The sequence below is a fragment of the Paraburkholderia sp. RL18-101-BIB-B genome (assembly GCF_046026985.1).
In the GTDB taxonomy this organism is placed as follows: domain Bacteria; phylum Pseudomonadota; class Gammaproteobacteria; order Burkholderiales; family Burkholderiaceae; genus Paraburkholderia.
The window spans coordinates 1-11,655 of the sequence record NZ_JARESV010000018.1 but is presented as its reverse complement, the minus strand read 5'-3'; the positions used below and the strand labels follow the sequence as shown (position 1 = coordinate 11,655).

The window sequence follows — 11,655 nt, the reverse complement described above, 5'->3', positions numbered from 1 at the left end:
ATGCCGTACCGGATACTTATTGCTTTCTTTCATGCCGATCAATCTGAACACGTTGCTGGCTCCGCTCAGCGAAACCTCGCCTTGTGGCGAAGATCTGCTGTTTTCAGCGGATTTCGATGCGATTCAGCACGCGCGCCGTTTCGAAGACCCGTCGCTGGATCAGGGCGAATGGGTCACGGAGATCAAGGAGGCCGATTGGCCTTTTGTGGTCGAGCGTTCGGGCAGTCTGCTGCAAACGCAGACTAAGGATTTGCGCCTCGCCGTGTGGCTCACTGAAGCACTCGCGATCGACGAGGGCATCAATGGTCTTTCGCAGGGCTACGCGCTGTTGACAGGGCTTTGCGAGCGCTACTGGGATCACGTGCATCCGCTGCCGGAAGGCGACGACACCGAGTATCGTCTCGGCAACGTCGCGTGGCTGGTCGGCCGCACCGGCGATCTGCTGCGCGCCATGCCGCTCACGTCGTCGCAAGGCAATGCGTACAGCACGATCGATTGGGACGTGGCCACGCACGTCGCGCAAGCGGTCAAGCGCGATCCGGATCACGCCGACGATATCGCGCGCGGCAAGCCGTCGATCGAACAGATCGAGGCGTCGAAGCGCGCTACGCCGCCTGCGTTTTACTCGGCGCTGCTCGTCGATCTGAAAGCGTTCGAAGCGGCCATGCTCGCACTCGAACAGGAGCTGGACCGGCGCGCCGCCGACTCCGCGCCGAGTTTCCGTCAGGCGAAGGACGCGTACGAAAGCGTCTACCGCCTGGCCGAGCGCTTTGCACGCGAACTGGGCGTGAACGCCGAAGCGCCGCCGCCCGCGAAAACGCCCGCGCCCAACGAAGTCGAACGTGCCGAGCCTACTTTCAAGACCGCACCGCAACGCGAGGAACCTGTGTTGACGACCATGCCGACGAGCCCGATTGCAGGAATCCAGAGCCGTGCGCAGGCCGTCGCGCAGTTGCGTGCGGTGGCCAAGTTCTTTCGCGCGACGGAACCGCATAACCCTGCCGCGTATTTCGCCGACAAGGCGGCGGAGGCAGCGGATATGCCACTGCATCAATGGCTATCGACCGTGGTGAAAGACGACGGATCGCTCGTGCATATTCGTGAGTTGCTGGGCGTGAAGCCGGAAGAGAACAGCTAAACAAAGCCTTCAACGCAGCAAATAAAAAAGCCTGGCTTCGGTTATCTATCGAAGCCAGGCTTTTTTCATGCACACCGCCACGCAGGCGCTAACTCAAGATCCCGCACGAAACTCGATGCGCCTATTACGTGCCCGTCCATCGGTCGTGTCGTTCGACGCGATCGGCTGATCCGGACCGACGCCGGTCGTCGTCATCTGTTGCGGCGGGATGCCTTTCGCGACCAGATAACCCTTCACCGCATCCGCGCGCGCCTGGCTCAGCGCGATATTCGACGTGCGGTTGCCCGAGTTGTCAGTGTGCCCGATGATCGCGACGGTTTTGGTCGTCATTTTCCCCATCGCGGCGGCCATCTGATCGAGAATCGCGCGGCCTTGCGGTGTGAGCGTCGCGCTGCCGGTTTCGAATTCGATCGTGCGATTCGCGAGCGTCTGATCGAGCAGGCCTTGTTCGGAAGCGCTCACGCGCAGACCGTTCTTGATCGTGTAAGTCGGGTTCAGCGCATTCGCCATGTCGCTCGCGAGCTGCTGGCGCTGTGATTCGTTGTGCACTTCGCCCTTCACGTCGATCTGCGTGCCGTCGATTTTCAACTGGCCTTTGCTGATCTGCTTCAACTGCGGGCCAATCAACTTTTGCACGTTGGCGGACCAGTTCGGCGGTGTGGCCACATCGGCGACTTCGATCTGATCGACCACGTTGGCCGCGCCGTACGTGTCGCGCAAGCGCGCAAGCACGGCCGCCTTGGTCGCTTCGTCCGGCACCTTGCCGCCGACCACGACCTGGCCCGGCGTCGCGTTGGCGGGCGGCGGCGCCGCGGTAATCGCGCCGGTGCCGGAGCCGGTCGTGCCGCTCGCGAGTCCCGCCGTATTCACCGCAGGGCCAGCATTGCCCACCGGCGCCGACGAAGCCGGCGGCAGCATCGTGGTGTGAATCGAAATGCCGCTGTTGTCGACCGGCGTGACGCGAGCCGGACCGTCGTTGTCGGCATGCGCGAGGGCGCTCAGCAGAAGACCGGCGAGCAGCACGGACGTGCGAATGGAGAGATTCAGCATCGTGTCACGCTCCCGTGAATGCTTCGCGGAACGTGTCGATGCTGACGCGCAGCGACAGTTGCGGTTGATCGAGGTAACTGACGAGCTTGCTGATGCCATGATCGTTTTGTGCGTGTTCGTCGATCCACTCGGGATCGTCGATATCGATGTTGTGCGCCGCGTACGACTGCGGATCGACCACGCTGTGCAGCGTCTTGGCCGAGGCGCCGTTAAAGCCGATGATGAGCCGTTCGCGCTCGGCAATCGTGCCGATGAAAATCGCCAGCTCGAAATCCGCCTGCGCGACGAACGGCGCAATCAGTTCGAGCCAGAACGCGGCAACGAGGCTGCGGTAGAACGGATCGTTCGGCAGCGGCAAGGTCAGTCCGCGTTCAAGGTGCGACGAGCCGCTTTGCATCACCGGACGCAGCAGCGAGCCGAGCGCCAGCATCGCGCCACGCAGACGCACCGGATGGCCGCTCGCGAGCAGCATCTGTTCGAGCCCGGAGAGTGTCTGGTGTTCGACGAAGTCGTTGAAGGTGCCGTCGTGCGGATTGCCCGGACCGGCGCCGATCTCGATGGGAACCTGCGTCTCGCCGAGCGCCTGCAGCGCGCCGGGCGGTTCGCTGGCGCCGAGTAGCGGCTTCATTTGCGCCGCGACGCGCGACCAGAGGCGCGCGAAGGCGAGCGGACTGTGCGCGAGGAACGTCAGCGGCTTTTCGACTTCGAGCGCGGTCGCGGCAAGAAACGGAAAGCGCCGCGACGACTGATCGTGGCTCGCCATCATATGCCCGGCGATCGCCAGCTTGCTGCGCGAACCGAGGAACGCGAAGTGCATCGGCTTGGCATTTTCGTAGACGATCTTCCAGCGCGGATCGTCGGTGAGCAGTTCCATTGCTTCGGCGATCCAGCGGTCTAGCGTGGCCAGCAATTGCGGGTTATGCGCGCTCTTCACGAAGTCGCCGCGCGACGGGATCTTGCCGAAGTAGGCGATTTGCGCCTGCACGGTTTGCGTCATTGCGCACCCCCTGTATTCGAAACCGCGGTGGCGGCCGTAGCCGGCCGTGCCGCGGGCGTTGCCGGCGCGGCGGCGGGCAGGGAGCCCGGCGCACCCGCGGCGGTCGCATTGACCGAATTGGCCGCCGCGCTCACATCCGCCACCGAGGACGGCAGCCGCAAGCCGCGCAGGCTCTGCTGTTGCGGCGCATCGCTGCTGGCGCTCGACGCCTGCGACGTGCTGATGATGCGCATGCTGACCGCCACCGTCACGCTGCCTTGCGTCCACGACAGATCGAACGTGCCGTCCGGACGACGCTTGCGTTGCGCCGAGTTGATCAGTTTCTCCAGACCGTAGCGGCCCGGTTCGTTGACCAGTTGCAGCGTGCGGCCGTCGAAGGTCGTGGCGCTCAGTGTCGCGCCCGGCGAACCCGACGGATTCGGCCACACGAAGTTGGTCCACTGCGGCGGTGTATTGCGGTAGCGCATCTGCTGACCGTCGATCGCCAGCGTGTATTCCGTCGTGCCGCTGCTCGGCTGCGGCAGGATCTGGAACACGGTCTGCGGTTCAGCCGAGCCTTGACCGGCCGCTGCGCCGGCCGCGCCGCCTGCAAGCGGCGCTACCCAGCGCGCGAAGCCGTTGGTGAAGTCAGGCGTGAGCGCGAGACCCATATCGCCCCACGTGCGAGCCGTCAGCGTGTCGCCACGGCGCACCGCGAGCGGCCCGAGCGTGGTGCCGACGAACTTGGCGATCGCGCCGTCCGGGCCGAACACCTGGGCGATTTCGCCGGCGCCGGCTTCGACCTTCGCGTCGCTGGCAAACGGATACTTGTTCGCGAGCGAGCCCTGGAAGCTCTGATACACCTGCGCATTCCACACCTTGTTGACTTCGACGCTGGCCGGCTGGATCACCACCGCATACGCCGCCATCAACGGACGCACGAGCAGCGGACGCAGGGCTTTGCGCTGCGAGTCGGTGAGGCCCGTAAGCATCTGTTCGTCGACGTACTTCAGCGAATCGGCGAGTTCGGAGCCGCTGCCGTCGAGCGTCTGCTGCATCAGCTGGCGCGCGCCCGGTCCCGGATCGCCCTGATTCTTGATCACGTTAAAGCGCGTGCGGACTTTCGACAGCGTGTCCATATAGCCCTTGAGCATCGAGCCGTTGTCGCCGCTCACGACGATACGGCCCAGCGCCGAGAACTCCTGGCCGATCGGACCCATCGGCACTTCGACCGGATTGCCGTTGATGTCGATGTTCGCGTTGAGCTGGCCGGTCGGCGCACGCGAGAACCAGTTCTTGAACCAGCTCGTCACGCCCGTTTGCGCGCGCTTCAGGTTCGCGTTGAAGAGCGACGGGTTGTCCCATGAAGTCTGGTCGTACGCGGTTTCGAGCACCTTGCGGATCGGCGAGTCCTGCGGATCGCCCAGACGGTTCATCGCGTCCACGGCCTGGCCGAAGCTGCCGAAACTCTGCACCGCAATGCCTTGCATGAACTTCTGCCAGTGCATCGCGTACTCGGTCTTGTACATCGCGACGAGCGCTTTCTGGATCTGCTCGGGGCTGCCTTCGAGCGTCAGGTCGTCGTGCGCGGACGTGTTGAGCACCCAGTCCTTCGCCTGCAACTCTTTCGTGGCGGCGTCGCGAATGGCGGGTTGCACGTACTGGAACCACGCCTCACGCGTGAAGGTGCCGGGGATCGCATAGCTGCCCGCCACCAGCGCCGTATTGTTTTCGCCGACAATGCGCGCGATCGTCATCGGCGCGAAACGGGTCGACGCACGCGCCTTGATTTCCTCGTAGACGCGCTGACGGGCCGGCATGCCGCGCACCACGCGGCGCAGGTTCTCACGCGTCTGATCGACAAGGCCGAGGTTCTGGTCGATCATCGGCCAGTCGTCGTCGGAAACGCGCGACAGGTAGAACGTGATCATGCGTTCGGCGCTGCGGATCATCTCGTCACGAGGCATGTTGCCGCGATTCGTTTCGAGCCAGCCGCGCCAGAAGCGGGCGACCTGATCGGTGAGGTGAGCCGTTTCCACATGACGCTTGTCGCTCAGCATCAGGTAGGTCTTGAGCGCGTTGTACGCGTCTTCGACGTTGGTCGGCGAGGCGTCGCTATACAGGCCGCCCTGGCTGTTCGCTGTCATGGCCGAATGCGTGGAGACCGGAATCGCAGCGGCGTCCGGCGCGCGGTTCAACGGCGCGAGCTGATCGGGATGCGCGTTGACGTCCTTCAGGAACGACGCGAGATTCTGCGAGACCGGATCGAGCAGGATCTGACGCACGCCGTTGTAGTACTCGGTGAGCAGGCGCTGTTCGAGGCGATCGCCTTGATAGAGCCCGAGCGACACCGCGAGCGGCCGGTCGCGGCGGAACTGTTCGAGCTGGTCGATGCGGTCCTCGAGCACGTCCATGGCCTGCAGGCGCGATTGCAGGTCGTTGCGGTTCTGCTGCAAACGCACGACATTGTCGAGATCGGCCTGCACGTTCGCCGTGAGCTGCTGGTTGTTGACCGTCGACCAGGTCCAGCCGCCGAGCGCCAACGCGAGCACCGCGACGAAGCCGAAGAAGGTCGCATAGCGCATGCGCGTCTTGGCGGGGCTCGCGAATTGCTTGACCGTTTGCCGGTCGGCGAAGATCACCTTCGAAAACAGATCGCGCAGGAAGAAGCCGTTTTTGGAGAACGCGCTATGCGGCTTGGGCAGGCTATCGGAACTCAGGCCGAAACGGTTGGCGATGCGCGTGGCCGCGGCGCTGTTGGTTTCGCCTTCCTGCAGGGCGCTGGTGAAATAGAAGCCGCGGAAAATCGGCTTGTACTGGAACGGGTTGGTTTCGAACAGCGTGGCGAGAAACGCGCGCAACGCGGGCTTGATGGTCGAAAATTCGAGCGGAAAGCTCAGTTGACCCGGCGAGAGCTTGTTGCCGCGATTGATCGACATCTGCGCGACGCTGATCTCTTTCAGGCCGTCGTACAGCTCTTCGAAGTGTTCGTCGAACAGGCCGACCACGTCGCGCTTCTCATCAGGCTCGTAGGGCAGGGTGGCGCCCCATACGCGGTCGTATTCGTGGCGCTCGCTGCCGCTGAAGAATTCGGTGAAGCCGGTAATCAGGTCGGCCTTGGTGAACATCACATACACCGGCGCGAACACTTCGAGCTTTTCGGTCAACTCCTGCACGCGCTGGCGCAGGTTCTTCGCGAGATTGATTGCGAATTCGGGCTTGCTGTTGGTCAGTTCCGCAATGCTCGCGGTGACGATGATGCCGTTGATCGGCGCCTTCGGCCGGAAACGTTTGAGCAGGCCGAGAAAGCCGAGCCATTCGGTGCGGTCTTCTTCATGCACGGAATAGCGGCCGGCGGTGTCGAGCAGAATGCCTTCGGTCGTGAAGAACCAGTCGCAGTTACGCGTGCCGCCAATGCCGTGGATCACCGCGTTGTTCTTGTCGGCGAAGGGGAACTGCAAGCCTGAATTCAGCACCGCGCTGCTCTTGCCCGCAGCGGGGTTGCCGATCACGATGTACCAGGGCAACTCGTACAGCGCCGAACCGCCCGAGACCTGGCCGATCTTCGAGGTCTTGATGGTCTTCACCGCATCGACGAGGCGCGTGCGCAGCACGTCGAGTTCGGCCTGGCGCGCGGGCGTAGGCGCGGGACCGGCTTCGGCCTGCTTCTCCGCCTGCTGCTCGAGCATCTCACCGAGCTTGCGGTTCGCGCGGCGCGCGCGCAGGCGGCGCACGATCCACACCAGCAGCCACAGCGCGATCACGGCGCCGAGCACGATCGCCGGCCACATCAGGTCGATCTGCAAGGTATCGGCGCCGATGAATAAGACAGCAGCGAGCGCGAGCAGGCCGATGATCGAGAGCGTGCGTGTGTGGGTCAACACGTTGAGAATGCGTCGCATAAGCCGTTCAGGTCTTGATGATGAGTGTTGTGGCGCGTGGTGTGGCAGGCAGCATGGGGCGCGTACGCCGTTTGAAATAAAACGAAAGCATATTCAGGCGAAAGCGAATGCGGCCGAATTGTTAAATCGGCAATAGCCGGCCGTGGCGACAGTGAGCGGAGCAATGCCGTTATGCGTGCGGCATTGCCGCTTTTTGCCAGAAAAATTGATTGAACGCCCCATGTCAACCTCTTTATTACCCGGTTTTACCCATTCGGCCTTAATGACCGCGCCCGAGGACGAAGCCGGGTTTGTGATATTCGACGTGCCCGAGATCCATCATTTTCCAACGGCCACCCCACGTCAGACCGACCTGTTCGGCTGTCTGCCCGTATAACTGATAACCTCGCATGGCCCAAGGATCTTTTTCTGAAATGACGAGCTTGCCGTCGCGCAAAAAGGCATTGTCCGCGGCGAGACCGTATTGGTGATAGCTTTGAAACGCTGCGGCATTGGTGACGTTGCCCCCCATTTGCGCCAGCCGGTTTTGCCGCTCCGGGCTGCGATAACCTTCCAGCAAAGCCATTTCATACCCGTATTGCTCGTGCATGATTTTGTACACGAGCAATAAACGCGTTCTGAAATCGGCGTCGAGCAAATTCCAATCGCGGCTCGCGTCTTTAAGCGCGGGCCGGATCTGCTCGACTTCCTGCGTTGCGAATACCTCCGGCGGCAACGGCGGCGGGGGCACGAGCTGTTCGCCATTCAATAACGCGGCAATTTTCTCGTCCGGAACCCGTGCAGTGTCATCGAATTGGAATAATTGCCGGCCGCGTAAAGCCAATGCCACCAATGGAGGCGTCGCAAGAATACCTGTCGTGGTAAAAATCAGCAAGCGCCGCTTTACCAGTAACTTTTGCATATCGACTGCCGTCGATTGCGAAATTTTTGCCGAGCGTGCTAATTGACCGCGAGCGCGCGAAGCGCCGCGCGATGCTCCACGCATAACACGGCCGTGAATAGTGAGCGCCGCACCTAATAAAGAGGCGCGTACCGCCGGCAATAGCAGCATTGCAGCGATCACAACGGCGATGGCGAAATAGGCGAGAAGTACTACGGCAATCAAAGGCGACCCCGGAAATTGGAAACAATTGTATTTTGTAATGCTTGCTCTTAGAATCAGGCCTGCTCGGAGACGAGCCGGAACGTATTATCACGGCGAAATAATCCAGGATTCAATGAGACAGTGAATGAGTGCGCCGGAAAGTTCGAATTCCAAAGCCCCGCCTAGCCTGTTATCCGATAAGGCTAAAGGCACTGATGGCAATGGTTCGCGAATTCTTGCGAACCTCGAAGGCCGCGTTGCGCCGCCTACGGAAAAACCACGCCGGTCGAAAGCGCCGCTGCTATTGGTCGCCTTGCTCGTAATCGCAGCCGGTGGCTGGGGTGCCTGGCATATGCAGCAGCGTACGCAGAGCGAGTCGCTGGCAGCGGCCGCGCCGGCCAGCGGAGAGAAGACTGCCGCGGCGGCGGTTGCCGCGAGCGCCGCGCCACAGGTCGTCGCCAAAGCTGAGGCGCCGGCTCCCGCTTCCTCGCAAGCGGCGACGATCGTTGCCGACGATAGCGACAGCAAAGCCGCTGCGGCGTCCGCTACGGCGCCCGCCAGCGACGGCAGCCGGCTGTCGCGCGCGCTCGCCGACGGCGCGGAGTCGAGCAGCGCACCCGCGCCGGTTGCATCTGCAACGGCTGCTTCCGCGGCCACGGTGCCGGCGGCGAGGCACGGCAAAAGCGCAACGGCTGTGGCCAGCAAGGACAAGCACGAGAGCGCGGTCCACGGCAAGAAGGAAAGCGCCACGGCCAGCAATCGCCATGCGAGCGCGCCGACTGAGATCGCTCAGTCGAAGAAGACGCGCGCGAGCGGTAATGCTTCGAAAGATGATTCGGATGCCGATCTATTGGCCGCGCTCGTTGCGCGGACCAAACCCGCGGATGCGAAACCCGCGGCAGGCGGTAACGCGGCGACCAAGGTCAGTGCATCGGCTGCGCCTGGCAATGCCAAGCTGGCCGAGCGCGTGAAAGAGTGCGGGCAGCGCGGCTTCTTCGAAGACCAGTTGTGCCGCTGGCGCGTATGTGACGGTCATTGGGGCAAGGATCCGGCGTGTCCGGGTTCAGCACAGCAGGCTCATCAGCCGTAGGCGCGCTTCGTCATTCAATCGCCATGCGCGTCATTCGACGCGCATGCGTTCCACCATCCGCCGCAAACTGATTCCGTGAATTATCCATTCGACATGACGATTTGATTTCATCTGGATTACGTCTATGATGAGCCTCCTTCGCGCGGCACAGCGCTATAAAAAAGGAGACATCAGTGAAGCGACTTCTCGTGGCATTGACGTGTGTGGCAAGCGTGGCGACCGTCACGGCACTCTCGGCGTGTGGTGGTAGCGAGATCAATGCGCAGAACCCGCCGAAGGTGATCATCGACAGCGACTACAACACACTGAGCGACGATGGCCAACTCGGCGTCATGGCCGCGCAATTGCAGGCGCAAGGCTCATTGAAGGTGCTTGGTATTACGGTAGTCTCCGGCAATCAATGGCTGAAGCAGGGCGTAGCGGATGCGTTGAAATCGGTTGAACGTCTGGGCGTTGAAAATCAGATCGGCGTGTATGCCGGCGCCAATTACGCTCTGTCTCACGATTTCGCCACCATTCAGGCCGAGCAGAAGCAATTCCCCGGCGGCGACGGTTATCTCGGCGCATGGAATACACCCGAGCCGAAATCCGATAGCGATCTCGTTGCGCCGCCCGACGGTTTTGCGACCCACACCAAGGTGCAGAGCAAGAGCGCGGTGGATTTCATCGTCGACTCGGTGAAGCAGTATCCCGGCGAGGTGACGATTCTCGCGATCGGCCCGCTGACCAACATTGCGCTCGCTACGCGTCAACATCCCGAGATCGTGCCGCTAATCAAGCAGATCATTTACATGGGCGGTGCGATCGACGTGCCGGGCAACACCACGCCGACAGCCGAGTTCAATTGGTGGTTCGATCCGGAAGCGGCGAAGGCCGTGTTGCGTCTGCCGATCAAACAGGTGGTGGTTCCGCTCGACGTGACGGACACCGTGAAGATGGACAAGGCGTTGTACGATCGTGTCGCGCACGACCCGACGAAGCAGACCATCATCACGCAATTGTTCAAGACTTTGAACGGTTATGGTTTCGACGGCAAGAATGGCTTCGAGACCAACCCGAACTACACGACGAACATCTGGGACACGCTGACGCTCGCGTATCTGATGCATCCTTCGTTCGCCACGCAGACCGTGGACGAGTGGGTGGACGTGGATATGAGCTTCGGTGCGAATGACGGCAAGGCTACCGGTTATACGAGTTCGCCGCCGGCGGGATTGCAGAAGATGACGGTGGTGAAACGCTTCGACAATCCGAACTTTTTTAACTTCTATGTTGATCTGTTGACGCGGCCGATGCCGGTCAAGTTACCTAACTGACGCGGTTTTCTACCGCGCTGCCTGCGTGCCCGCAACCCGCCTCAGGCGGGATGCAGGCCGCGCAGCAATTGACGGACACGCGAGAGATCCTGATCGACGTGCTCCGCTTTCTCGAACAACTCCGCCAGCCAGTCCACGAACGCGCGCACGCGCGGCGACACGCGGCGATTCTTCACATAGGCCACCGAAACCGGCATCGGCACGGGCTTCCATTGCGGCATGACTTCGCGCAATAGTCCCGGGTCGAGATACGGTTGCGCGGCGATCCGTGCGGGCTGGATCAAGCCGAGGCCTTGCAGGCCGCAGGTGAGATAGGCCTGTTCGTCGCTGACCTTGACGAAGCCTTTTACCTTGACGTTTTGCGCTTCGCCGTCCACCTCGAAATCGAAGTCCACTTCGCGGCCGTTATGCGGCGACATGCAATTGACGGCCACATGTCCACGCAAATCGTCGAGGTCCGCGGGCGTGCCGTAGCGGGCCAGGTAGGCCGGACTTGCGCAGGTCACGTGCTCGAGGGTGCCGAGTTGGCGCGCGACCAGATTCGAATCCGGCAATTCGCCGAGCTGGATGCTGCAGTCGATGGCTTCGGTGATCAGATCGACGGTGCGGTTGCTGATGCCGATGGCGAGATCGAGGTTAGGGTAGCGCGTGTGGAAGTCGTCCAGGGCCGGCAGGATGATGGCGCTGGCCACGGCCCCTGGCATCTCGATGCGCAGACGGCCGGTCAGGTTATCCGTGGCGTGACGGATGCTGGCTTCCATTTCGTCGATGTCGGCGAGGATTTGCGCGCAGCGTTCGTAGTAGGCCGCGCCTTCGGGCGTGACGCTTAGGCGCCGCGTTGTGCGGGCGAGGAGGACGGTGCCTAATAGCGCTTCCAGATTCTGAACGATGGTGGTCGCCGTGGCGCGGGGAATGTTCAAGGATTCCGCTGCGCGGGTGAAGCTGTTGGTGTCCACGATTCGGATGAATGTGCGCATTGCAGTTATTCTGTCAATCACGGTTCATGCTCCAGTCGAGGGTTTAGGGTTTTGTCTTGCTATTGCTGTTGCCTGCGCGGCGGATTGTGGGTTTTTTTGTGTTGGCCTTTCCTTGGAATCAC

Annotated in this window: 9 protein-coding genes; 4 read left to right on the top strand and 5 right to left on the bottom strand. The window is 62.0% G+C overall.

Annotated features, from left to right (window positions below; translation table 11 throughout):
- Nucleotides 1-31 precede the first annotated feature (31 nt).
- Nucleotides 32-1,138 carry a type VI secretion system protein TssA gene (gene tssA / locus P0D73_RS24140; RefSeq protein WP_408433150.1) on the top strand — a complete coding sequence of 369 codons (1,107 nt, stop codon included), beginning with the start codon at nt 32-34 and terminating at the stop codon, nt 1,136-1,138.
- Between the two features lie 93 nt (nt 1,139-1,231).
- Here the strand turns inward: tssA and P0D73_RS24135 are convergent, their stop codons facing one another.
- The 4 genes from P0D73_RS24135 to P0D73_RS24120 form a co-directional block, all read right to left on the bottom strand.
- Complete coding sequence (locus P0D73_RS24135) at nt 1,232-2,188, bottom strand: OmpA family protein (protein ID WP_408178384.1); 957 nt, start codon at nt 2,186-2,188, stop codon at nt 1,232-1,234.
- Nucleotides 2,189-2,192: 4 nt separating this feature from the next.
- Nucleotides 2,193-3,185: a type VI secretion system-associated protein TagF gene (gene tagF / locus P0D73_RS24130; RefSeq protein ID WP_132382940.1), complete on the bottom strand. Its 993-nt coding sequence runs from the start codon at nt 3,183-3,185 to the stop codon at nt 2,193-2,195.
- Complete coding sequence (gene tssM, locus P0D73_RS24125) at nt 3,182-7,066, bottom strand: type VI secretion system membrane subunit TssM (protein ID WP_408433053.1); 3,885 nt, start codon at nt 7,064-7,066, stop codon at nt 3,182-3,184. Before tssM ends, tagF begins: the two co-directional genes overlap by 4 nt.
- A 259-nt stretch (nt 7,067-7,325) precedes the next feature.
- The gene (locus P0D73_RS24120; protein WP_408433051.1) at nt 7,326-8,171 is read right to left on the bottom strand and encodes a M15 family metallopeptidase; all 846 of its coding nucleotides are present in this window, start codon (nt 8,169-8,171) and stop codon (nt 7,326-7,328) included.
- A 124-nt stretch (nt 8,172-8,295) separates the two neighbouring features.
- Here P0D73_RS24120 and P0D73_RS24115 point away from each other — a divergent pair, with 124 nt between their 5' ends.
- Both P0D73_RS24115 and P0D73_RS24110 read left to right on the top strand, forming a co-directional pair.
- A complete protein-coding gene (locus P0D73_RS24115) occupies nt 8,296-9,240 on the top strand; it encodes a hypothetical protein (RefSeq protein ID WP_408433049.1) in 945 nt (314 codons plus the stop codon).
- Nucleotides 9,241-9,413: 173 nt separating this feature from the next.
- The gene (locus P0D73_RS24110) at nt 9,414-10,556 is read left to right on the top strand and encodes a nucleoside hydrolase (RefSeq protein WP_408178380.1); all 1,143 of its coding nucleotides are present in this window, start codon (nt 9,414-9,416) and stop codon (nt 10,554-10,556) included.
- 41 nt (nt 10,557-10,597) lie between these two features.
- Here P0D73_RS24110 and P0D73_RS24105 read toward each other — a convergent pair whose 3' ends face one another.
- The gene (locus tag P0D73_RS24105; protein ID WP_408433047.1) at nt 10,598-11,554 is read right to left on the bottom strand and encodes a LysR family transcriptional regulator; all 957 of its coding nucleotides are present in this window, start codon (nt 11,552-11,554) and stop codon (nt 10,598-10,600) included.
- Here P0D73_RS24105 and P0D73_RS24100 point away from each other — a divergent pair.
- Nucleotides 11,469-11,655: hypothetical protein (locus tag P0D73_RS24100; protein WP_408433157.1), on the top strand; the 187-nt coding region annotated here is incomplete at its 3' end. The genes P0D73_RS24105 and P0D73_RS24100 overlap by 86 nt on opposite strands.